At 74.3% G+C, this 21,917-nt stretch carries 16 protein-coding genes; 4 read left to right on the forward strand and 12 right to left on the reverse strand.

Features of this window, described 5'->3' with window-relative positions:
* Positions 1 to 127: 127 nt before the first annotated feature.
* The 3 genes from AB0O40_RS26800 to AB0O40_RS26810 form a co-directional block, all read right to left on the reverse strand.
* Positions 128 to 1,432 (reverse strand): alpha/beta fold hydrolase, encoded by a 1,305-nt coding sequence (locus tag AB0O40_RS26800; RefSeq protein WP_365046793.1) that lies wholly within the window; start codon positions 1,430 to 1,432, stop codon positions 128 to 130.
* A gap of 90 nt (positions 1,433 to 1,522) precedes the next feature.
* A complete protein-coding gene (locus AB0O40_RS26805) occupies positions 1,523 to 2,608 on the reverse strand; it encodes an S-(hydroxymethyl)mycothiol dehydrogenase (RefSeq protein WP_365046796.1) in 1,086 nt (361 codons plus the stop codon).
* A 121-nt stretch (positions 2,609 to 2,729) separates the two neighbouring features.
* Positions 2,730 to 3,821 (reverse strand): hypothetical protein, encoded by a 1,092-nt coding sequence (locus tag AB0O40_RS26810; RefSeq protein ID WP_365046798.1) that lies wholly within the window; start codon positions 3,819 to 3,821, stop codon positions 2,730 to 2,732.
* A 564-nt stretch (positions 3,822 to 4,385) separates the two neighbouring features.
* Here AB0O40_RS26810 and AB0O40_RS26815 point away from each other — a divergent pair.
* Positions 4,386 to 5,396, forward strand: a complete 1,011-nt coding sequence (locus tag AB0O40_RS26815) for a DUF2690 domain-containing protein (protein WP_365046801.1) — start codon at positions 4,386 to 4,388, stop codon at positions 5,394 to 5,396.
* 94 nt (positions 5,397 to 5,490) lie between these two features.
* The gene (locus tag AB0O40_RS26820) at positions 5,491 to 7,368 is read left to right on the forward strand and encodes an ABC transporter ATP-binding protein (RefSeq protein WP_365046803.1); all 1,878 of its coding nucleotides are present in this window, start codon (positions 5,491 to 5,493) and stop codon (positions 7,366 to 7,368) included.
* A 71-nt stretch (positions 7,369 to 7,439) separates the two neighbouring features.
* Here the strand turns inward: AB0O40_RS26820 and AB0O40_RS26825 are convergent, their stop codons facing one another.
* From AB0O40_RS26825 to AB0O40_RS26835, 3 genes are all read right to left on the reverse strand, one after another.
* Positions 7,440 to 9,047 (reverse strand): peptide-N4-asparagine amidase, encoded by a 1,608-nt coding sequence (locus tag AB0O40_RS26825; RefSeq protein WP_365046806.1) that lies wholly within the window; start codon positions 9,045 to 9,047, stop codon positions 7,440 to 7,442.
* Positions 9,048 to 9,155: 108 nt separating this feature from the next.
* Positions 9,156 to 9,983: a tyrosinase family protein gene (locus tag AB0O40_RS26830; protein WP_365046809.1), complete on the reverse strand. Its 828-nt coding sequence runs from the start codon at positions 9,981 to 9,983 to the stop codon at positions 9,156 to 9,158.
* A gap of 113 nt (positions 9,984 to 10,096) precedes the next feature.
* Positions 10,097 to 10,525, reverse strand: coding sequence for a tyrosinase cofactor (locus AB0O40_RS26835; RefSeq protein ID WP_365046812.1), 429 nt, complete (start codon positions 10,523 to 10,525; stop codon positions 10,097 to 10,099).
* A 314-nt stretch (positions 10,526 to 10,839) separates the two neighbouring features.
* On the opposite strand from AB0O40_RS26835, the gene AB0O40_RS26840 reads away from it, so the two are divergent.
* Positions 10,840 to 11,811 carry a BadF/BadG/BcrA/BcrD ATPase family protein gene (locus AB0O40_RS26840; RefSeq protein ID WP_365046815.1) on the forward strand — a complete coding sequence of 324 codons (972 nt, stop codon included), beginning with the start codon at positions 10,840 to 10,842 and terminating at the stop codon, positions 11,809 to 11,811.
* A gap of 102 nt (positions 11,812 to 11,913) precedes the next feature.
* Positions 11,914 to 13,131: a GNAT family N-acetyltransferase gene (locus AB0O40_RS26845; RefSeq protein WP_365046816.1), complete on the forward strand. Its 1,218-nt coding sequence runs from the start codon at positions 11,914 to 11,916 to the stop codon at positions 13,129 to 13,131.
* 60 nt (positions 13,132 to 13,191) lie between these two features.
* Here the strand turns inward: AB0O40_RS26845 and AB0O40_RS26850 are convergent, their stop codons facing one another.
* The 6 genes from AB0O40_RS26850 to pstA form a co-directional block, all read right to left on the reverse strand.
* Complete coding sequence (locus tag AB0O40_RS26850) at positions 13,192 to 14,112, reverse strand: phosphate ABC transporter ATP-binding protein (protein ID WP_365046819.1); 921 nt, start codon at positions 14,110 to 14,112, stop codon at positions 13,192 to 13,194.
* Positions 14,113 to 14,153: 41 nt separating this feature from the next.
* Complete coding sequence (locus tag AB0O40_RS26855; protein ID WP_365046822.1) at positions 14,154 to 15,224, reverse strand: class E sortase; 1,071 nt, start codon at positions 15,222 to 15,224, stop codon at positions 14,154 to 14,156.
* A gap of 89 nt (positions 15,225 to 15,313) precedes the next feature.
* The gene (locus AB0O40_RS26860) at positions 15,314 to 16,306 is read right to left on the reverse strand and encodes a hypothetical protein (protein WP_365046825.1); all 993 of its coding nucleotides are present in this window, start codon (positions 16,304 to 16,306) and stop codon (positions 15,314 to 15,316) included.
* A gap of 144 nt (positions 16,307 to 16,450) precedes the next feature.
* Positions 16,451 to 19,000: a hypothetical protein gene (locus tag AB0O40_RS26865; RefSeq protein WP_365046828.1), complete on the reverse strand. Its 2,550-nt coding sequence runs from the start codon at positions 18,998 to 19,000 to the stop codon at positions 16,451 to 16,453.
* Positions 18,993 to 20,678, reverse strand: a complete 1,686-nt coding sequence (pstS, locus tag AB0O40_RS26870) for a phosphate ABC transporter substrate-binding protein PstS (RefSeq protein ID WP_365046831.1) — start codon at positions 20,676 to 20,678, stop codon at positions 18,993 to 18,995. The genes AB0O40_RS26865 and pstS overlap by 8 nt, the downstream gene beginning before the upstream one ends.
* Positions 20,675 to 21,910: a phosphate ABC transporter permease PstA gene (pstA, locus tag AB0O40_RS26875; protein ID WP_365046834.1), complete on the reverse strand. Its 1,236-nt coding sequence runs from the start codon at positions 21,908 to 21,910 to the stop codon at positions 20,675 to 20,677. Before pstA ends, pstS begins: the two co-directional genes overlap by 4 nt.
* Positions 21,911 to 21,917 lie beyond the last annotated feature (7 nt).

The following is a 21,917-nucleotide window of genomic DNA, read 5'->3' on the forward strand; positions in this document are numbered from 1 at the left end:
CGAAGGGCACGGCGAAGCCGCGAAGTCCCAGGGGTGGGCCTGCCGCAGGGCCTGCAGGCCGCCCCCGTCAAGCGACGCGGGGACCCACACATCCCCACCCCCTCCGGGCTCCCAGACCCCGCCCCCCTCAGACCTCCCCCCGAACCAACCCCAGCAACCGGTCCAGCACCCGAGGGCCCCCCGCCCGCAGCCCGTCGTGCTCGAACTCGTCGGTGACCCAGGTGCGCAGGCCCCGGATCGCGCGGGCCGTCTCCAGCGAGTGGGCGGTGTCGACGTACATGTCGTCGTGGTAGACCGCCGCGGCCACCGGCACCTCGTTGGCCGCCAGCCGCGCCGGGTCGTAGAGCGGGCCCCAGCCGGTGCGGTCGGCGAGCAGGTGCGCGGTCTCCTTGAGGGGGGCCAGCACCGGATCGGTCTCGAAGTGCCAGGGGTGCACGGTCTCGCCCGTGAAGAGCAGCGGTCGGTCGGTGCCCAGGAGCTTGTCGGCGGCGAACTCGGGGAAGCCGGCCCGGACCCGCTCGGCCGCCCAGCCGGTGGGCTGAGCCGGGTCCTGGCCGTAGATGGCCTCGTGCAGCAGGGCGTACAGCGGGTGTCCGGCGAAGGAGAGGGCCGCCTCGACCCCGGCCTGGAAGGCCTCGGACAGCTCGTACCCGGACGCGGTGAGGACGAAGGGGTCCTCCAGGAGGTAGTGCAGCTGGTGGCTGCCGTCGCCGGAGCCCAGCATCAGGCCGAGGGACTGGAAGGCCTCCGGGGTCAGCCGCAGCCCGCCGGGCAGCACCGGGCGGTGTTCTGCGAGGTAGTCGGCGACGGACCGGGCGCGGGCCACGTCCATCGGGTAACGGGCGTAGTGGGCTTCGTTCTTGCGCCGGATCCGGGGGAAGGCCGCCCGGTAGACCTCGTCGGCGCCGGCCGTCAGGGCGGGCAGCCCGCCGGTGATCAGGACGGTGGCCAGGCCCTCGGGGGCGGTGCTCAGGTAGTGGGTGGCGCAGAAGCCGCCGAAGCTCTGGCCGAGCACGGTCCAGGGAGCGCCGCCGGTGAGGCCGGGGCGGATCGCCTCGCAGTCCCGGACGATCGAGTCGGCCCTGAAGTGGGCGAGGTAGTCGGCTTGTTGCTGCGGGGTGCCGCGCAGCGGCAGGGTCTGCCGGTTGGCGGGGGTGGAGCGGCCGGTGCCGCGCTGGTCGAGGAGCAGGATGCGGTACTCCTCGACCGCGCGGCCGAGCCAGGCCCCCCGGCCCGTGAACCGCCGGGCGCCGAATCCGGGGCCGCCCTCCAGGTAGAGCAGCCAGGGCAGGTCCGCCGGGTCCTTGCCGGCGGCCACCACCTCCCGGGCGTAGAGCTCGATGCTCTCGCCGCCCGGGTGGTCGTGGTCCAGCGGGACCGTGAAGTGGCGGTCCGTCAGGACGACACCGGGCTGGCGGTAACTGCTGCTCACGGAGGGGCTCCCTGGGATGGTGCGGTGGTGCGGTGGCGCGTGGTGCGGGGGCGGGACGGGGGGCCGGTCGGGTGCGCGGAGGCCCGCCGGTCAGAACTCCACGACGGAGCGCAGCACTTCGCCGCGCTCCATGCGGTGGAAGGCCTCTTCGACCCCGTCGAGCGGGATGGTCTCGGAGACGAACGCGTCGAGGTCCAGGCGGCCTTGGAGGTACAGGTCGATCAGGACCGGGAAGTCCCGCTCGGGCAGGCAGTCGCCGTACCAGGAGGACTTGAGGGAGCCGCCGCGCCCGAACACGTCGAGCAGGGGCAGTTCGAGCTTCATCTCGGGGGTGGGGACGCCGACCAGGACGACCGTGCCGGCCAGGTCCCGGGCGTAGAAGGCCTGCCGGTAGGTCTCGGGGCGGCCGACCGCGTCGATGACGACGTCGGCGCCGTTGCCCTCGGTCAGCGCCTGGATGGCCTTGACGACCTCGTCGGTGCGGCCGTTGACGGTGTGGGTGGCGCCCAGTCCCCGGGCCAGCTCCAGCTTCCGGTCGTCCAGGTCCACCGCGATGATCTTCCCGGCGCCGGCCAGGCGGGCGCCGGCGATGGCGGCGTTGCCCACGCCGCCGCAGCCGATGACGGCCACCGAGTCGCCGCGACCGACGCCGCCGGTGTTGATGGCGGCGCCGAGGCCGGCCATCACCCCGCAGCCCAGCAGCCCGGCCGCGGCCGGGGAGGCGGCCGGGTCGACCTTGGTGCACTGGCCGGCCGCGACCAGGGTCTTCTCGGCGAAGGCGCCGATGCCCAGGGCCGGGGCGAGGGGGGTGCCGTCCTCGAGGGTCATGGGCTGGACGGCGTTGTGCGTGGCGAAGCAGTACCAGGGGCGGCCGCGCCGGCAGGCCCGGCAGTTCCCGCACACCGCGCGCCAGTTGAGGATGACGAAGTCACCGGGGGCCACGGAGGTGACGTCCGGTCCGACCGCCTCGACCACGCCCGCGGCCTCGTGGCCGAGGAGGAAGGGGAAGTCGTCGTTGATGCCGCCCTCGCGGTAGTGCAGGTCCGTGTGGCAGACGCCGCAGGCCTTGACCTGGACGAGGGCCTCGCCGGGCCCGGGGTCCGGGACCAGGATGGTGGTGGTCTCCACCGGAGCGCCCTTGCCCCGCGCGATGACTCCTCGTACGTGATGCGTCACTGCACAACCGCCTTCGTCAGCTTCGTGTCCGATCTTCGAACGTAGCAGCCGCGTGGCCGGGACACGATGCCGTCGGCAGGACTCCGCCCGGATCCGTCCGGCGGCCGGGGTCGCCGGACGGTCAGCCGATGGCCGGGGCCTTGATCTCCATGAAGGCGCGGGACTGGGCGACCACCTCGGTGGCGTTGCGGAAGACCTCGTCCAGCCCCTCCCGTACGGCGGCCAGTTCGGCGGCGTGCGCCGCGACCGCGCGCTCCTGTACGCGGACCTCGGCCCCGTACCAGACCTCGGTGACCCGCAGCCGGCCCCGGCAGCGCAGGTCCGCGAGCGCGGTGCCGGTCTCGACCGCTCCGACCGGGTGCGGGGTACGGGCGAAGCGCGGGTCGGCCGCCAGGGCGAGCGGGTCGGCGTACCGGTAGCCGCTCGTCCGCATGCACTGGGACCAGAGCCGGAAGACCGCCCGGACGGCGGGTTCCCGGGCCGCCTGCCGGAGGGCGTCCGCGAGCAGACCTTCGACCAGGGGCGAGCTGCCGTGGCTGGCGGTGCCCAGCCGGCTGCGGGCCTCGCCGAGGCAGCCGCCGGGCGGCACCGCGCGGACCGGGGCCCGGACGGCCGGCCCCTTGCCGCGGTGGGGGCCGGCTCCCGTACCGCCGGTGAGGACGGCCCGGCCCTCGGCCGACAGGGGCGGCCGGGCGGCGACCGCGCGGCGGGCCCGGTCGTACTGCTCCTGCTGCGCCTGGTCGGGCTGGTAGCCGCGGGTCGCGGCCAGCCGGGCGTCGTGGATCCCGTACCGCCAGTCCATGGCGTTGCGGGGGCCCGGCGCGGGGATCTCCTCCGACGGCGCCCAGTCGAAGCCGTACCGGCGCATGCAGGACCGGACGAGCGTCTGCTCCGCGCCGACCAGGGTGCGGCGCTGCTCCTCGCCCGGCCGGTAGGCCAGCAGCGGCAGGGTCCACTGCGAGGGGTCGCTGGGCTCGCGGAAGCCGGGGTCCGGCGCCTGCGGGGTGCCGGGCACGGCGGGGCGGCCGAGCATGGCCCGGCCGCCGTGCTCGTCCACGGCCCGCGGTCCGGCGCCCCCGGAGCCGGCGGCGCCGCGGTCGGGCGGCCGGGCGGTACAGGCGGCGAGGGCCGCGACGAGGACCAGCGCGGCCAGGGCCGCCAGTGTCGCCGGTACCGCCAGCGCCCGGGCGAAGGGGCGGCGGGGACGGTGCATGGCGGTTCTTCCTGTTGCACGGGCGGAAATCGGGGGGTGGCCCCGTCGGTCGAAGCGTAGGCCGGGGCGGGGGGCGTCCCGCCGTCCCGGCCGTCTCACGGCGTCCCGCCGGGCCGGCCGGCCCCGGGGCGCACGGTCCGGGGGCCGGACGTCCCGTGATGTCCCACGACGCGGTCCGGGACACGGCGGGACGTCCCGGCGGGCGGCCGGCGCGGGGCCGGGGACGGCCGGGTCCGCCGGGCGCGCCCGTCCCGGCCCTGCCCCGGGGCCCCTTGCGGCCGGATCGGCCGCTCCTCCGGCGAGCCCGGGGCGGCCGGATCACGCCGGTCGGGGCGGGCCCGGACCGGCGTGTCGTCCCGGACGGGGCGGGGAGCGGGCCGGGGACCGTGGGACGGGGTCCGGCCTGGTCGGAAGGGTGTCGGAATGAGGGCTACCGGTTTGGTCCCAGGGCCGCCGGCGATGTACGGGGGGCTCTTGATCGAGCACGTCCCGGCTGGCTCATAATTGGGGCTCGCCACGTGCAACGCCGACCGCGCGCGGCAGAAACTGAGGGGGGCCCGCCTGATGGCACAGGGAGCAGGGATATCCGACGGAGACGTCTCTCCGAGAGGTGACCTCTTCACCGAGATGCGCCGGATCAAGGACGCATCCCAGCTGAGCTACAACCGGCTCGCGGACAAGACGCACTACAGCCGCTCGTCCTGGGAGCGCTTCCTGAACGGGAAGCAGGTACCCACCCGGGTCGCCGTGCAGGAGTTCGCCAACGCCGCCGGAGCCGACCCGGAGCCGCTGCTCGCGCTGCTGGCGCAGCTGGCCGTCCGGGAGGAGACGGCTCCCGACGAGCCCGTCACCGAGGAAACGATTCCCCAGAACAGCCCGCCCGCTGCCGAGGAGACCCCGGCCGCCGCCGTCCCGCTCGCCGCCGTGCCGGCCGTACCCGAGGCGCCCGCCCCGGAGCCCGGTGCCGACACCGCCGCGCAGCCGGCCGCCGCCGGCTCCGGACCGGCCGCGCCCGCAGCCTCGCCCGGCTGGCGCTCGTACCTGCCGCTGGCGGCCTGCGTGGTGGCCGGTGCGCTGCTGGGCAGCCTCTTCACCGTGCTGGCCCTCGGCGGGTTCGGCGGCTCGGGCGACGCCACCGCGAAGTCCGGGGCCAAGGGCAAGTCCTCGGCCGCCCAGAACACCGGGTCCACCCCGGTCAACAAGGCCGCCGCCCCGGCCAAGCCCGGGTGCAAGAGCGACACCTGCCTGCTGCGCGAGCCGCAGGCCGAGGACTGCCAGTGGGACGCCAAGACCGTCCGCCAGACCTGGCTGCGCGGGATGAGCATCCAGCTGCGCTACAGCGAGGCCTGCCAAGCGGTGTGGGGCCGCGTGGAGAGCGGCAACATCGGCGACGGCGTCAGCATCCGCGACAAGCGCGGCCTCACCGACGAGGCCTCGATCCGCATGGAGCACGACACCTACACCCGGATGCTCGCCGTCACCCCCGAGGAGACCTGGGAGACCATCACCATCTGCGGGAAGATCCCCAGCGCGAAGGAACAAGAGTGCAGCCCGATGGGCGCGATCAAGCCGTAGCGGCGGCCCGGGCCCGGGCCGGCTTCCGCACGGAAGCCCCGGTCCCGGGCCCCGCCCTTGACCTCAATGCCGCTTGAGGTCTTACTTTCAAGCCATGGACATGGAGATCACGGCCTGGCATTCGCTGCACAGCGCCATCAACGCGCAGTCGGACCGGCGGCCGTTCGACCGCGCGACGCTGCGGCGGATCGGCGCCTTCGCCCGGCCGCACACCCGGCGCATCGGGTCGTACCTGCTGATCAGCGTCGCGATCGCGCTGCTGGCGGTGGCCACCCCGGTGCTGGCGGGCCGGGTGGTGGACGCCATCGTCGACCACCGGGACTCCTCGACGGTCACCACCCTCGCCCTGCTCATCGCCGGGATCGCGCTGGCCGAGGCGGCCCTCGGCCTCTACGGCCGCTGGCTCTCGGCCAACCTGGGCGAAGGGCTCATCCTCGATCTCCGCACGGCCGTCTTCGACCACGTCCAGCAGATGCCGGTGGCCTTCTTCACCCGCACCCGCACCGGCGCGCTGGTGAGCCGGCTCAACAACGACGTCATCGGCGCCCAGCGCGCCTTCAGCAACACCCTGTCGGGGGTGGTCAGCAACCTCGTCACACTGGTCCTGACCCTGACCGTGATGCTCGGCATCTCCTGGCAGATCACCCTGCTCGCACTGGTCCTGCTGCCGGTGTTCGTGCTGCCGGCCCGCCGCATGGGCCGCCGGATGGCGCGGCTCCAGCGGGAGGCCGCCGAGCACAACGCCGCCATGGGCACCCGGATGACCGAGCGGTTCTCCGCGCCCGGCGCGACCCTCGTCAAGCTGTTCGGCCGGCCGGCGGAGGAGTCCGCCGAGTTCGCCGCCCGGGCCCGCCGGGTGCGGGACATCGGGGTGCGCACGGCCATGTCCCAGTCCGCCTTCATCACCGCCCTCACGCTGGTCTCCGCCCTCGCCCTGGCGCTCGTCTACGGGCTGGGCGGGAACTTCGCCCTCCGGGGCACCCTGGAGCCCGGCGCGGTGGTCTCGCTGGCCCTGCTGCTGACCCGGCTCTACGCGCCGCTGACGGCGCTGGCCGGAGCCCGGGTCGAGGTGATGAGCGCGCTGGTCAGCTTCGAGCGGGTCTTCGAGGTGCTGGACCTCGAACCGCTGATCACCCAGCGGCCGGACGCCCGGGCCGTGCCGGCCGGACCGGTCTCGGTCGAGTTCGACGGGGTGCGCTTCGGCTACCCGGCCGCCGACAAGGTCTCCCTCGCCTCCCTCGAGGAGACCGCGGTCCTGGACAGCCGGGGCGGCACCGAGGTGCTGCGCGGCGTCTCCTTCCGCGCCGAACCGGGCCAGATGGTGGCCCTGGTCGGCTCCTCCGGGGCCGGCAAGTCCACCATCGCCCAGCTGCTGCCGCGGCTGTACGACGCCGACGAGGGCGCGGTCCGGCTCGGCGGGGTGGACGTGCGCGACCTGAGCGCCGACTCCATCCGCGAGACCCTGGGCATGGTGACCCAGGACGGGCACCTCTTCCACGACTCGGTCCGGGCGAACCTGCTGCTGGCCCGGCCGGGCGCGAGCGACGACGACCTCTGGGACGTCCTGCGGCGCTCCCGTCTGGACGGCCTGATCGCCGCCATGCCGGAGGGGCTGGACACGGTGGTCGGCGAGCGCGGCTACCGGCTCTCCGGCGGCGAGCGGCAGCGCCTGACCATCGCCCGGCTGCTGCTGGCCCGGCAGCGGGTGGTGATCCTGGACGAGGCCACCGCGCACCTGGACTCGACCTCGGAGGCGGCGGTCCAGGAGGCGCTGGCGGAGGCCCTGGAGGGGCGCACGGCCGTGGTGATCGCGCACCGGCTGTCGACGGTGCGGGCCGCGGACCTGATCCTGGTGATCGAGGACGGGCGGGTGCTGGAGCGGGGGACGCACGAGTCGCTGCTGGCGGCCGGCGGCCGCTACGAGGAGCTGCACCGCACACAGTTCGACCGGACCGGCGGCCACCCGGCCTGACGGCCGGGCGACCGCCGCACACTCCCCCGGCTACTGCTCGGAGGTGCCCCCGACGGGGTGGGACTCCCTCGTCAGCACCTCCGGCGATCCACCGTCAGAGCGCCCTGCTCGGTGCGCAGTTCACGGTCGTAGCAGCCGGTGCTCCCCACGACGCGGTACCGCTCCGAGCTGGTGCCCACCGCGTGGCGCTGGTCGCGCGGGACGCCCGACGTGTAGGCGGCGTCGCCGGTGTAGGTGTCCTCGGTACGGGTCCAGGAGGGGGCCCGGCCGGCGCCCAGCACCGTGGTGTCGCTGCGGTCGGCCAGGGTCAGGACGGTGCGCAGCCGGTCGGCGGCGTCGAGGGTGATCTCGCCGTCCATGGCGTACGTGCGCCGGATCCGGGTGGTGGTGCCGCCGCGGGTGACGGTCTCCTCGTCGGTCCAGGTGGCGGTGAGCGCGTCCTGGTCCTCGCCCTCGGTCCAGCGGTGCGCGGAGGTGTTCGCCAGCGACCTGGTGACGGTGGTGGCGACCCGGCCGTGCGAGGTGTCCAGATAGCCGGCGGTGGTCAGCCGGTGGCCGCCCTCGGTGTCGAGGCGGTGCCGCTCGGTGCCCGAACCAGGCGTGTAGACCGGTGAGTTGCGCAGCTCTCCGGCGTCCGCGCGGGTGAGCTTCCCGGTGACCACGGCCCGCCCGTGGTCCTGCCAGACGAGCAGGTTGGCGGGGGTGCTCCAGCCCGACTGGCCGGCCGGCAGACCGGCCACCGAGACCGTCACGGCGTGCGGGCGGCCGTCGTTGAGGACCGCGGCGAAGGGCGTCAGGTCGTAGCTGACCGGCTGCACGTCGAAGGCGTGCGGGCCGGGGACCACGTACCAGAGGAACGGGTTCGACCAGCCGCCGGTCCACACGTGCGGGAAGGGCGCCGCGATGCCCGCGGGTCGCCCGTCCACGCTGATCTGCACCTCGCGGTACGGGCCGCCCTCGGCCTTGCAGGAGTACGGGGCGGCATCCGGGGTGGTCAGGTACCAGAACTCCTCGCAGCCGCCGCCGGATCCGGTGGCGTACACCTCGGCCAGCAGGCGTTCGGAGTTGCGGGGCGTGGTGACGGTACCGGCGGTCAGCGGCAGCACCCGGTCGGGGGTGTCGGGCCGGTGTCCGCGGTGGTCGGCGGCGTAGAAGGTGAGGGTGACCTCGACCTCGATCACCCCGGTGTACGTGTCGTCGACGACGTTCCCGATCAGCATCTCGACCTGGCCCGGCCGCCGCAGGGTGTCGCGGTAGCGGGTGACGTCCTTCTCCACGGACCAGGCGATGCCCTCGGGCGAGGGCTCGGGGGTGGAGGTGCGCAGGATCTCCACCCCGCCGAGGCTGAGGTAGCCGAGCCGGTCGAACTGCCGGCCCTTGACCTTGCCGTCCAGCCGCAGGACGACGGTGCTCCAGTCGCCGGCCCCGCAGTCCGCGGGCGGCTCGTACCCGCCGCGGTACGGCGTGAAGTCCTTGAACTGCACCTTGGCCAGGGTGACTTCGCAGGAGCGGGTGTCGGGGTGCGGGACCGGCGGGGCGGCGGTGACCGGGTCGTGCCAGTCGGTGCCGAACTCCGCGGGCGGGGCCTCGCCGGCGGTGGCCGGTCCGGCCCCGGCGAGCAGGGCGCCCGCCACGAGCGCGAGCCCGCCGAGCAGGCTCGTGATCCTCTGTCGTCTCATGGGCCCCGATCCAATCGCCCGGGCCGTGCGGGCACCAGCCCCGCCCCGGCCGGATGGCGATATCCGGTCGGGGCGGGGGCAGTTGGCCGGGGCCGGTCGACGGTCCGGTCAGAGCGCGGTGTCGAAGGTGTAGTGCGCGGTGTGGTCGAGCATGTCCGCGGGGGTGACGTTGTTCCACGGCCGCATGGTGTCGCGCAGGTCGACGACGTTCACGGTGCCCGCGGCCGGCAGGTAGGGCGAGTTGGGGTGGCGCTTCTGCCAGGTGGCCCAGAGCTTGTCGATGAAGGCGTGGTGCATCCAGAAGACCGGGTCGTTGGGCGAGGCGCCGGTGGACATGAGGCCGCCGACCCAGACGTGCACGCGGTTGTGGAGGTTGACCCCGCGCCAGCCCTCGAGGTGGTTGCGGAAGCCGTTGGAGGAGCTGTTCCACGGCGCCATGTCGTACGTCTCCATGGCGAGCACGCTCTCCACCTCGGCACGGGTGGGCAGTTGGGCGACACCGGCGCCGAGTTCCCGGCGGAGGTAGGACCGGCCGTCCACCCGCACGTTGATGTTCCACTTGCCGCCGGCGTAGGCGAAGGGGCCGTCCATGACCTGGCCGTCGCGGGACCGGCCGTTGCCGCCGAGGAAGTCGGGGGCCCACAGGGAGGCCCGGGCGTCGCGGTCCGTGCTCCAGTCCCAGTACGGGAGGGCGACGGAGGAGTCCACGGCCTGCAGGGCCTGCTCGAACTCGAGCAGGAAGCGGCGGTGCCAGGGGAGGAAGGACGGCGAGCGGTGGCCGACCCGGTCGCCGCTGTCGGTGTCGCTCATGATGAAGGAGTTGTGCGTGGAGACGAAGGTGTCGTAGGTCCCGGCTCGCTTCAGTTCGAGCACCGCATTGACGAATCGCTTCTTCTCGTCGGCGGTCAGGGTGGCCTGGTTCTTGCGTATGGTCACGGGGGTTCTTTCTGCGTGCGCGTGGTACGGGTGCGGTGGTGCGGGCGCACACCCCTGGCGGGTGGTCAGGACCGCCGGGGGCGGGTGCCGTGGGCAGGGCTCCGGCCGGCCGGTCAGCCCATCGGGACGAGCTGGGCGCCCTGGAGGTCGACCACGGCCGCGCGGGCCAGCGCACGGGGGTCCTGGTAGGTCTCGTAGTGGTTGACCACGCTGATCCAGGTGCCGTCGGCGTTGCGCATGATGTGCAGTTCGCGGCCGTCGATGCGGACCTGGTAGCCGGCGCCGTGCTCGGCGTGGTGGCTGCCGTGCTCGGCCGGGCCGCCCTGGATGCGGCGGCCCTGGAAGACCTCGTCGAAGGCGGCGGGCAGGGTGGCGCCGTGGCCGGTGTGGTCCATGCCGGTGTGGTCCATGTGGGCGTGGTCCATCGGACCGGCGCCCGTGCCGGTGTCGGCGGCGGCGCGGACCGCGGCTCCGGCGAGTACGGCGGCGGCCGCGGCTCCGGTGGTCAGACCGAGTGCGCGGCGGCGGGTGAGTGCGGACATACGTGTCCCCCCTGGGAAACGGTGGTGTGGGAGGTGCCGCGCACATCACTGCGCACGCGGCCCGGTCGATGCCTATCAGCGGTCGGCGGCGGGCCGGAAAACCGCGGGCGGAGGTTGGCCGCGATCCGGACAAGGCCCGACAAGTTGCCCCCGCAACAACAATGTCGATCTTGCGGAACGGGTCTCATTCCGCGGTGTGGGCAGAAAATCTTTCGCGCTTCGCGCGTAGATTCGAAAGATTTTCGGCAACGGTGGACCGGGCTATGGTCGCCCTCACATCCCGAAGCTGTCCGGAAACCGAAGGAGGGGCCGCGATGCCCGAAGGGCCCTGGATCGCCGGAATCGACGTCGGGGGGACCGGCGTCCGGCTGGCCCTCGCGCCCGCCGCGACGCCGGTCCTCACCACCACCCGCAGCGTCGAACTCGCCGTACCGGGGCGGGTCACCGCCGCCGGACGGGATGCGGACGGCGTGCTGGCCGCCGCCCTGCCGGCCCTGGCGGAGCTGTTGCGGCAGGTGCCGGGCGGGCAGTTGGCGGCCGTGGCGGTGGGGGCCGCCGGGATGGCCCTGCTCGGCGCCGAACTCGCCGCGAAGCTCCCCGGGCCGCTCGCCGCGGCCACCGGGGCCCGCCGGCTGGCCCTGGCCGGTGACGCGGTCACCGCGCACATCGGGGCGCTGGGCACCCGGTCCGGGGTGACGGTGGCCGGCGGTACCGGCCTGGTCGCCCTGGGGGTGCACCCGGAGCGGGGCTGGCACCGGGCCGACGGCTGGGGCCAGTTGCTCGGCGACTGCGGCAGCGGGGCGTGGATCGGCCGGGCCGGACTGGAGGCGGCGCTGCGCGCCCACGACGGCCGGCCGGGCGGCTCGCCGGCGCTGCTGGCCGCGGCCCGCACCCGCTTCGGCCCGCCCGAGGGGCTTCCGGCGGCCCTGACCGGCCGCCCCGACCGGGCAGCCCTGCTCGCCGGCTTCGCCCCGGACGTGGCCGGGGCCGCGGGGGCCGGCGACCCGGTGGCGGCGGCCGTCCTGGAGGGGGCGGCCGAGGAGATCGCGGCCACCGCGGCGGCCGCGGCGGCAGGTCTGGACTCCCCCCGTGTGGCCCTCACCGGTGGGCTGTTCCGGCTCCCGGGACTGCCGGAGGCGGTGCACGACCGGCTGCCCTCGCACCGCCGGCACACCCCGGACGGCCCGCCCCTGCTGGGGGCCCTGCGGCTGGCCGCGGCCTGCGCCGGTCCGGCGCCCCTCCCCTGGCCCCCGGCGCCACCGCTGCTGACGGTGCTGGAGGTGTGAACCGGCGCCGCCGGTAATCCGTTTGACCCGGTGATCCGGTACCGCTGGAGTGGGCGGGGTGCCGTGACCGCGGTACCGCCGTCACGGGAGGCAGCACCAGCCATGGAAATCCGTTCCACCACCGACGCGGACCTCGAAGCCTTCGTCGACACGCTCTACGCCGCGTTCGGCGAGGCCCCGGGGACCGCGGCCGAGGACGGCGGCGGGGCCCTGTGGTCCGCGTACGAGATGGACCGGGGCCTGCTCGCGGTCGCGGAGGACGGCCGGCCGGTCGGCACCGCCGGCGCCTACTCCTTCGAACTCACCCTGCCCGGCGGGGCCGTCGTACCGGCCCCCGGGGTCACCGGCGTCGGCGTGCTGGCCTCGCACCGGCGCCGGGGCGTGCTCACCGCGATGATGCGGCGGCAGCTGGAGTCGCTGCGGGAGCGCGGCGAGGTGCTGTCCGTGCTGCTGGCCTCCGAGGCCGTGATCTACCGGCGGTTCGGCTACGGGCCGGCGACCTACACGGCGCGGCTGACGGTGCCGGGGCACCGGAAGGCGCTCGCCGCGCCGCGGGCCGGGGGTCCGGGCACGGCGCCCGCCGGCTCGGTCGAGATCCGGCGGCGGGCCGAGTGCGTCGACGCGCTCGAGGAGGTCTACGACCGCTACCGGCGCGCCCAGCCGGGCGCCCTGTCCCGGCCGCACCGCTGGTGGGCCGCCGGCGCCGGGCAGCCGCCGGTCTCGCGGGCACCGCGGCTGGTCGCCCTGCACCGGGACGCCGACGGCGTCCCGGACGGGTACGCGACGTACCTGATGGACGCGCGGAAGCTGACGGTGGACGAGGTCGTCGCCGTCTCCGACGCGGTGTACACGGACCTGGCGCGCTTCCTGCTCGGCCACGACCTGGCCGAGACGGTGGTGTTCCGGCACGTGCCGACCGGGCACCCGCTGCGCTGGCAGTTCACGGACTTCCGGGCCGGGGAGGTCACCGGGGACACGGACTGGCTGTGGGTACGGCTGCTGGACGTGGCGGGCGCGCTGTCCGCGCGCGGGTGGGGCGCCGACGGGGAGCTCGTCCTCGAGGTGGACGACCCGTTCCTCGGGGAGCGGGGGCGGTACCTGCTGTCGGTCCGGGACGGTAAGGGGGTGTGCGGTCTGACCGAGCGCGCGCCCGACCTGTCGCTCGACGTCAGCGACCTGGGATCGCTGTACCTGGGGGGTACCGTGCCGAGCACGTTGGTGCGGGCGGGACACGTACGGGAGCACCGGGCGGGGGCGGCGGCGCTCGCCGATGCCGTCTTCCGGTCGGAGCGCGAGCCGCACTGCCTGCACTGGTTCTGAGCGGGTCCGCGCGGGGGCGGGTGGGGGCCCTGCGGGGCCGGTCCCCTGCCCGCCCCGCCCTCACCCGAAGCGGCCGTTGACGTAGTCGGAGGTGCGGGGGTCCTGGGGGGAGGTGAACATGGCCTCCGTCGGGCCGTGTTCGACGATGCCGCCGGGGACGCCCTGTTCCGCCAGGAAGAAGGCGCACTGGTCGGAGACGCGTTGGGCCTGCTGCATGTTGTGGGTGACGATGACGATCGTGACCTCGGACGACAGCTCGCCGATGGTCTGCTCGATGCGTCGCGTCGAGGTGGGGTCGAGGGCGGAGCAGGGCTCGTCCATCAGCAGGACCCGCGGGCGCACCGCGAGCGAGCGGCCGATGCACAGGCGCTGCTGCTGGCCGCCGGAGAGGGCGCCGCCGGGCTGCCGCAGCCGGTCCCGGACCTCCTTCCACAGGCCCGCCTTGGTCAGGCACTCCTCCACCAGCGCGTCCCGCTCGGCCCGGCCGGCACGGATGCCGTTCATCTTCAGGCCCGCGAGGACGTTGTCGTAGATGGACATCGCCGGGAAGGGGTTGGGCTTCTGGAAGACCATGCCGATCTGCCGGCGCGCCTGCGTGATCCGGCGCCCCCGGTCGTAGATGTCCTCGCCGTCGAGCAGCACCGAGCCCGCCAGGCCGGCGGAGGCCGTCAGCTCGTGCATGCGGTTGAGGATCCGCAGGAAGGTGGACTTGCCGCAGCCGGACGGCCCGATCAGGGCGGTGACCCGGCGGGCCGGCATGGTCAGCGACACCTGCCGGAGCACCTGGTGGTCGCCGAACCAGGCCGACACGTCGCGGGCCTCCAGCGCGGCGGGCGCGGCGTCCCCCTCGCGGACCACGGGCAGCACGGCGGTGTCCGCCACGCCGTCGGGGACGGTCGTACCGGGCCCGGGGGCGGCCGGGTCGGCGGCGGGGGCGGCGCTCTGCGCGGGGAGGGTCATCGGCTCAACTCGCTTCGTCACGTTCGGACCGGGCCCGTCCCGTCGGGGCCCGGCGGGGGGTCCTAGAGGAGGTTGGGCAGCAGCCGGGCGGCGGCCTCGGCGACGCCGGTGCCCACCGCGGCCAGCACCGGGACACCCACGGTCCAGGACTGCCAGCGGCCCCACCGACGGCGGGCCCAGACGGTGCCGGCCGCGCCGGCCAGCAGCAGCTGGCTCCACAGGACCAGCGGCAGCCAGGCGGTGTCGTCACTGCCCAGCGGGCGTTCGGCGGCGGTGACCGAGCCGGGCGGCAGCGGCCGGGCCGGGCTCGGCTGCACCGGGCTGACCAGGTCGGCGTCGACCCGCAGCACCCCGGAGGGGGTGTACGGGGAGCCGGTGGCGGTCAACAGGGTGAGCCGGCCCTTGCCCTCGGCCAGCGGAGCCGGCACCGGGTCGCCGGCCCGGCGCAGCCCGGAGATCCGGTACAGGTGCTTGCCCTGGCCGGTGGTGACCTGGATCTCCAGGCCGGGCCGGAGCTTGTCGAGCGCGTGGAAGGGGCTGCCGTACCCCCACTGACGGCCCATCACCACGGCGGTGCCGGCCTGGCCGGGCAGTGCGGTGTCCCGGCGGTGGCCGGGGCCGCCCACGAGCACCCCGCCGGAGGTGCCCTCGAAGACCACCTCGCGCAGTTTCAGGGCGGGGATCCGCAGCAGGGCGACCGGGGTGCCGGGGGCGAGCAACGTGCCGTCCGCGCCGGTCTGGCCGACCGGGGCGGTGCCCAGGGCGAGTTGGGCCCGCAGGTCGGCGTATCCGATGCGCTGTTCGCGGGCGTGCTTGAGGTGGCCGACCAGGGTGAGGTGGGCGGCGAAGCCGAGGAGCAGGGCGGCCAGGACCGTCAACGCGGCACCGGGGACGGCCAGTCGGGACGCCGGGGCGGCCGGTGCGGGCCCGCCCGTCGGGTCGGCCGCGCCGGGGGCCGGGGGCCGGGCCGCGGCGCCGAGGGTGGTGGCCGGTGCGGCGGGCGCACCGGGCCGGCCGGCGGGCGCGGTGGCGGTCCCGGGCCCGGGTGCGGCCGCGTCGGCCCCGGCGGCGGTCCCGGTGGTGTCCGGTCCGGTGGCCGCCGGCCGCTCGGGGGGTGTCGACAGGACCGTCAACGAAGGCTCCTCGGAGTGGGATCGGGCATGCGGGCCGGCCGGACACCCCTGGGGTGCCCGGCCGGCCGCGCCGGGGAGGTCCGGAAAGGTCAGCTCTTGCCCTTGAGGACGGTGGTGCCGCAGTTGGCGGCCTTGCCGAAGCCGAACTCGCGCACCTCGGCCTTCAGGACGTTGACGCAGATCTGCGAGTTCTTGCCGATGAACGCGCTCTTGATGACCGTGCTGGTCAGGCGGCTGGTCTTGACGACGTTGTAGACGTCGCGGGTGATCGGGAACTTGAGGTTCAGCGACCCGTTGAAGGTCGGGACGTGGCCGTCGAGCTCGCCGAGGACGGCCTTGCCGCGGCGGTCGGTGACCTTGGTCTTGGCGGTGTTCTGCTGGGAGATGTACTGCGGGATGGAGAAGGGCATGATGTCGCCCTTGCCGGTCAGCGCGCGGCCGTCGTGCTCCTCGACGGCGCCGCCGCGGTCGGTGACGCAGGACGGCAGGGAGCCCTCGACCAGGCCCATCTGCTTGAGCCAGAAGGAGCGGGTGCCGGAGCCGGCCTGCGGGATCAGCGGCGTGATGGTGACGCCGTTGAGCTTGCGGGTCTGGCAGTTGTAGATCTTGATGAGCTGGGTCTTGGTGAGGCTCTTGGGCAGCGCGCTGTCGGAGCGCACGGCGAAGGTGACGCCGTCCTTGGCGAACGGGATCCAGGTCAGGTCCATGGTGGTGGTGTCCTGGGGGCCGCGCGAGGAGCGGGCGAAGTCCACGCACTTGGCCTTCGCGGCGATGTCGTTGATCAGCGCGGTGATGCCGGCCGAGGAGCCGTTGGGGCGCGCGATGTCGGCGCAGCCGGTCTTGCGGGTCTTGATCGTGGCGGTGCCGGTCGCGTCGTAGGAGGCGATCAGCTGCTTGTCCGGGCTGCCGTTGCTGTCGACGCTCAGGCGGCCGAGCTTGTTCGTCACGTCCTGCGTGGTGTCGGATCCGACGCCGACCAGCTGGCGGTACTCGCCCTTGGCCGGGTCGGCCAGCGCGGTGTTGCTGAGGGCGGTCGCGCCCAGCAGGGCGGTGCCCGCGACGATGACTGCGGCCCGGCGCATGGAATTGACCCTCACAGTATTTCCTCCGATGGTGGCGTTTAGCCCGTCGAACCGAACATCGAGAAATATTCCCGGGGGCCGCCCGCACCGCAAGCGAACGGTGTGCGTGCGAATGGTGAACGAGAACCCCCGGGAAATGCGGAACTATTTCCCCTTCGGGGGCGCGGCATTCGTCTTGCGCAGGGCCCCGCCGAGCAGGGTGCGCAGCCGCCCGGGCGGACCGCCCGCGGGGCGTCCGCTGCGGTGCAGGAGCAGGGGTCCGGCCAGCGCCCCGGCGGTACCGACGACCACCACCCCGAGCAGCACCCAGCGCACCGGCCCGGCGGCCAGACCGGGGGTGCTGACCGCGGCGGCCTGGCCCTGGGGGCCGGCCGTGGTGCCGGCGGTGGTCCCTCCGGTGGCGGCCGCCGCACCGCCGGTCGCGGCTCCGCCGGTGGTCGTGGCGCCGGTGGCGCCGCCCGTGGTGGTGGTGCCGCCGGTGGCGCCCGTGGTCCCGCCGGTGGCGGTGCCTCCGGTGGCGGCCCCTCCGGAGGCCCCGCCGGCGCTGCCCTTGCCGGCGCCGGCCGCGAGCTCGGCGGCGGCGGCCGTGGCCTGTTTGCGCAGGGCCGGGGTCAGGGGCGCGTATCCGGGCGGCAGCAGCCCCGGCCCGATGCCCGGCCGCTGTCCGGCGTCGGCGGCGTACCGCATCAGGGCGGCGTAGTCCCGCCGGTTCCGCTCGGGCAGTCCGGTGGAGGCGGCGGCGTACGCGACCTCGGTGAGCGGGTAGGCGCGGCCGCCGGCCTTGGCCGGGTCGGGTTCGAGCACCCCGGCCACCGGCCCCTGCTTCATGGTGGCGACCCCGGCGACCAGGGCGTCCTCGGTGGGCGTGACCCAGCGGCCGGAGGCATTGCGCAGCTCGGCCGTGGGCAGCCCGTAGCGGGCGGCGGAGGCGGCGTCGACCAGGGCCAGCTGGAAGCGCTTGCCGGGCGGCTGGAGGGAGCCGGTGAACTTGGGCGGGGTGCTGGTGGCGTCCCAGACGTTGCGCTGCCCGGAGTCTCCCTTGCGGGTGTGCAGGGCGCCGTCGTGCAGCGAGTTCACGTACGGGCGCAGGTCGATCACGCCGTAGGTGACCGGGTCCGGGGGCGGGGTGGCGTTGCCCTTGGAGGGGTCGGCCTTGGGGAAGGTGTTGATCTCCTTGTCCCGGTCCAGTCCCAGCGGCTTGAAGAACTTGTTGAGTTTCATGCCCCACGGATCTGCTGCGCCGTGCAGGAATGTGCGGGCGTCCCGGTCGCTCTGGATCCATTTCCACAGCAGCCGGTAGGAATCCGCGTCGCCCTGGGGGGAAATCAGACCCTGGGGAAAAGAGCTCGGCGACCATTCACGGAATTGCGGGTTCAGTTTCACGAATTCCGGGTCGGATACCAGGCTCTCCGGATTTCCCTTGAGGTGCGGCTGGGTGGTGCCGTCGGGCACGTCCCGCTGGTACGAGCTGGTGAGCAGCTTGGCGATCAGCCGGGGCACCAGCCGCAGCCGGGTGACCTGGGCGCCCTGCGGGTCCTCGATGAAGTACGCCACGCCCAGTCCGGAGACGGCGACGGGTGCGTGCACCACGGGCGGCGCGCCGTCCGGGGCGGCGATCGGGGCGGAGGTGAAGGCCAGCCCCGGGGAGCCGGGCAGCGGGTTGGCGATCTGGCTGCGGGCGAAGGCGTCGGCCGCCTGCTGGTAGCCGTAGGTGACCTTGCCGGTGGTGCACAGCGCCGGCTGCCAGGAGGTCATCGCGTCGGAGATCAACTCGGAGCCGAGGGTGGCGCGTTCGGCCTGGCCGATGGGGCAGTACCGGCCGATGGGGAGGAAGTCCAGGCGGACCTGGAGGCGCAGCGCCCAGTTGGAGGCGGACAGCGGGGAGCTGCCGAGGCGGCCGTCGCTGCCGCTGCCGCCGGCCGGCTCGTGCTCGCCGCGCGGCACGATCACCAGCCAGCAGGGGCGGGCCTTGCCGCCCTTGGCCGGTTCGCCGCAGCCCAGGTGCGGGGACTCGACGCCGGTCTGGGTCTCGAAGACGGTGCCGCCCCGGCCGTCGGATCCGGTGCGGGCGTAGGGCTGTTCGTTGGTGGTGAACTTGGTGAAGTACGTCTGGTCGGTCGGGGTGGTGGTGGGCTTGCCCCGGACCGGCCGGAAGGGGACCCAGCCGGCGCCCTTCTCGTCGTCGTAGCGGTAGGTGCGTTCCTTGGGATCGTGCTCCTCGGCGCCCTCGGGCATCCCGACCAGGTTGCTGCCGGAGAAGAGGCCGCCGACGGCGTGCACCTCGGAGCCGCCGAACTGGCACTGCTCGCGCTCGGGGCCCTTCTTCTCGTCGCCCCAGCACTGCATGAGCTGGAGGTAGTCGTGCTCGAAGTTGGTGCTGCTGGTGGGCTTGGCGCCGGTCCAGGTGACCCGGATGCCCTGGGCCCGCAGGTTTCGGGTCTGGTGCACGGTGACCTTGAGGCGGGAGAAGTCGTCGTAGCGGCCCTTGCGGCCGGTGACGGTGACCGCCGAGTCCTGATCCCCGGCCTGCGCCACGGGCGCGTACGTCCCGTCGGCGAGGGCGGGCCCGGCACCGGCGGCCGGGGGCAGCAGGAGCAGGCCCGCGCCGGCCAGGGCCGCGGCCAGGGCGCAGCCCAGCCGCATCGCGAGGTGTCCGCCGAAGCGGGCGGCCGTCGGCCGGGCCGGCCTAGACATCGGCACCTCCGCGCGGCCGGCGGCCGGCGGCCAGGGCCCGGCCGAGCAGTGGCGGGGCCACGACCACGCCGATCAGCAGGCCGGCGGCCAGCAGCATCAGCAGGGTGCGCATCCCCCAGGTCTGTTCGGGGCCGATCTCGACCGCGGTCGCGGCGACCTGCTCGCCGCCGAGCGCACCGCCCGTGGCGCCGCCGGTGGCTCCGCCGTCGAGGTCCGCCCCGCCGGCCGTGCCGCCCGCCGCGGTGGCGCCGCCGGTGGTCGCGGTCCCGCCGGCCGCCGCCGCACCCGCGGTTCCGCCGGTGGCGGCGGTGCCGCCCGCGGTGCTCGAACCGCCGCTGCTGTGGCCGGGCTTGACGGGGGTGGGCTGGCGCCGTGCGCCGGCCGTGCCGTCACCGCACTGGGTGGTGCCCTTCTTGTCGCAGTCCTTGGGGTAGGGGGCGCTCTTCGCCAGGGTGTTGGTGCCGTCCGGGGAGAAGGTCGGGTTGTGGCAGGTCTTGATGTCGATGTTCTTCGCGTCCACCCCGGGCACCCGGCGGACCTGCGAGAGTCCGGCCTTGACCAGGTTGATCGGCAGCGGCGAGTAGCCCAGCGACTGGGCCTGCTGCTGGCCCTCGCAGAGGAAGTAGTAGGCGAAGGCGCCGAGGGTCTTGCCCTTGTCGGCGGTGAGCGGGCGCTCCAGCTTGGTCGGGATGATCATGTAGCTGTAGCTGGAGAGCGGGTAGGTGCGACGGTCCGGGTTGCGGTAGACGCCGTCGAGGATCTGGGTGAGGTACGCCGAGGAGCGGGTGTCCTCGTTGATCCGCGCCTTGAGCAGGCCGACCGCGACCGACTGGGCGGTGGGCTCGACGTAGTAGCCGCTGGAGTTGAGCACCTTGGCGACCGGGAAGCCGGTGGACAGCGCGTAGGAATACTCGACGTAGGTGATGGCGCCCTCGGCGTAGCCCTGGCGCACGTAACCGGAGACGCCCAGCGAGCCGGACTGGGCGATGAAGCCGGAGCCGGGGACGACCGGGAAGTAGGAGGTGACGCCGCAGGGGGTGGGCTTGCCGGCCCGGCGGCAGTAGTCGTTCCAGAGCGCCCCGTGCTCCTTGGACATCCAGGTGCTGAACTGCGCGGTGGTGCCCGAGCCGTCGGAGCGGACCACGGGCACGACCTTGCGGGCCGGCAGGTCCAGGCCCGGGTTGTCGGCCTTGACGGCGGGGTCGTTCCAGCGGGTGATCCTGCCGGTGAAGATCTTGGTCAGCACCTCGCCGGAGAGCCGCAGGTTGGTGACCTTCCGCCCGCCGATCTTGAGGTTGTACATGAAGGAGGTGCCGCCCGCGACGATCGGCATGTACGCGTAGCCGCGCTCCGGCGGGTAGTCGGTGCGGCCGAACTCGGTCAGGCCGTAGGGGACTTCGGAGACGGCGAAGTCCACGGTGCCGCTGCGGAACTGCTCGCGGCCGTCGGAGGAGCCGGTGCCCGCGTAGTTGACGGTCATGCCGTACTGGGTGACGTTGCGGCGCCACTGGTCCAGGGCGTTCTGGCTCCAGGTGGAGCCGGCGCCGGAGATCCGCGAGTACGAGTCGGCGTGGGCCGGGGTGGCGTGCCCGGTCAGCAGGGCGGTGACCACCATCAGCAGGGCCGCCGTCAGCGACGACGCCCTTGCCAGTGGCGAGCGCGGCGGGGTGGGCCTCACGGGGTGCTCCTCGGTGACTCGGACTGGTGCGGGGTGGCGACGGCGGGCGCGGGCCCGGCCGTCGGATGGGGTGGCGGCAGGACGCCCTCGGGGGCGGCGGCGCTCTCGTGCAGGGCCTCGATGCGCCGCAGGTCCCGGGCGGAGGCCGCGTCACGGCGACGCCGGCCGCGCTTGGAGAGGTGTCCGGGGCCGCGTCCGCCGACGAACCGGGCCGCGACGAAGAGCAGCAGCACCAGGGCCATCAGTGTGGCCGCGGTGCCGAACCCCCGGGCGATCATGGCGGGTTCGGGGGACTTGACGAACTCGAAGGTGGCCAGCGGAAGGGAGACCATCGCCCCCGAGGACGGGTCCAGGTTGGTCACCGCGCTGAAGCCGGCGGTGAGCAGCACGGGCGAGGTCTCCCCCACGCCGCGGGCGGTGCCGAGGATCACGGCGGTGGTCAGGCCCGAGCGCGCGGTGGGCAGGACCACGTGCCACACGGTGCGCCAGCGGGGCGCTCCCAGCGCGTACGAGGCCTCCCGCAGGGTGCCCGGCACCAGCCGGACGACCACGTCGGAGGCGCGGATCACGATCGGCAGCATCATGACGGAGATGGCGAGCGAGGCGGCCAGGCCGGACTTCTCCACGCCCAGCGCCAGGATCGCGGTGGCGTAGACGAACAGGCCCGCCACGATCGAGGGCAGCGCGGTCATCGCCTCGACGATGGTGCGCACGAACCGGCCGTAGCGGCCCGGGACTTCGTTGAGGAAGACGGCGCAGAGCAGGCCCGCCGGGACGGTGATCAGCAGCGCCACCCCGATCTGGATCAGGGTGCCCAGCACCGCGTGCCGGATGCCGCCGACGGACAGCGGGTCCAGCGGCCCGGCCTTGGCCATGTCCTGGGTGAAGAAGTTGAGGTGCGGCAGGGCCGTCTTGCCCTCCCACAGCGTGTACACCACGACGAAGACCAGGGCGGTCAGCATCAGCACGGCCATGCTGTGCACGGCCACCGAGGCGATCCGGTCGCGGACCATCGGGCCCGACTCGTCGAAGGAGACCAGCAGCGCGTACAGCCCGAGGAAGAGCAGGTAGGCGATGACCAGGAAGCCCAACGTGCCGGAGAACCCGGTGAGTTCGGTGTAGAGCAGACCGGTGGTGCTCAGTGCCGCGACGGCCGCGCCGAGGGCGGCGTACACGTCCGTGGCCCGCAGGGTGCCGGTACTGCGGCGCTCCTCGGGGGCATGGGTGGTCATGGGCGCG

Source organism: Streptomyces sp. NPDC089919 (assembly GCF_040684615.1).
Lineage (GTDB): Bacteria > Actinomycetota > Actinomycetes > Streptomycetales > Streptomycetaceae > Streptomyces.

Coding starts and splice junctions, on each gene's coding strand:
- AB0O40_RS26840 (WP_365046815.1), top strand. CDS start 10,840: ATGCCCGAAGGGCCCTGGATCGCCGGAATCGACGTCGGGGGGACCGGC.
- AB0O40_RS26825 (WP_365046806.1), bottom strand. CDS start 9,047: ATGAGACGACAGAGGATCACGAGCCTGCTCGGCGGGCTCGCGCTCGTG.
- AB0O40_RS26810 (WP_365046798.1), bottom strand. CDS start 3,821: ATGCACCGTCCCCGCCGCCCCTTCGCCCGGGCGCTGGCGGTACCGGCG.
- AB0O40_RS26845 (WP_365046816.1), top strand. CDS start 11,914: ATGGAAATCCGTTCCACCACCGACGCGGACCTCGAAGCCTTCGTCGAC.
- AB0O40_RS26835 (WP_365046812.1), bottom strand. CDS start 10,525: ATGTCCGCACTCACCCGCCGCCGCGCACTCGGTCTGACCACCGGAGCC.
- AB0O40_RS26865 (WP_365046828.1), bottom strand. CDS start 19,000: ATGTCTAGGCCGGCCCGGCCGACGGCCGCCCGCTTCGGCGGACACCTC.
- AB0O40_RS26815 (WP_365046801.1), top strand. CDS start 4,386: ATGGCACAGGGAGCAGGGATATCCGACGGAGACGTCTCTCCGAGAGGT.
- pstA (WP_365046834.1), bottom strand. CDS start 21,910: ATGACCACCCATGCCCCCGAGGAGCGCCGCAGTACCGGCACCCTGCGG.
- AB0O40_RS26860 (WP_365046825.1), bottom strand. CDS start 16,306: ATGCGCCGGGCCGCAGTCATCGTCGCGGGCACCGCCCTGCTGGGCGCG.
- AB0O40_RS26820 (WP_365046803.1), top strand. CDS start 5,491: ATGGACATGGAGATCACGGCCTGGCATTCGCTGCACAGCGCCATCAAC.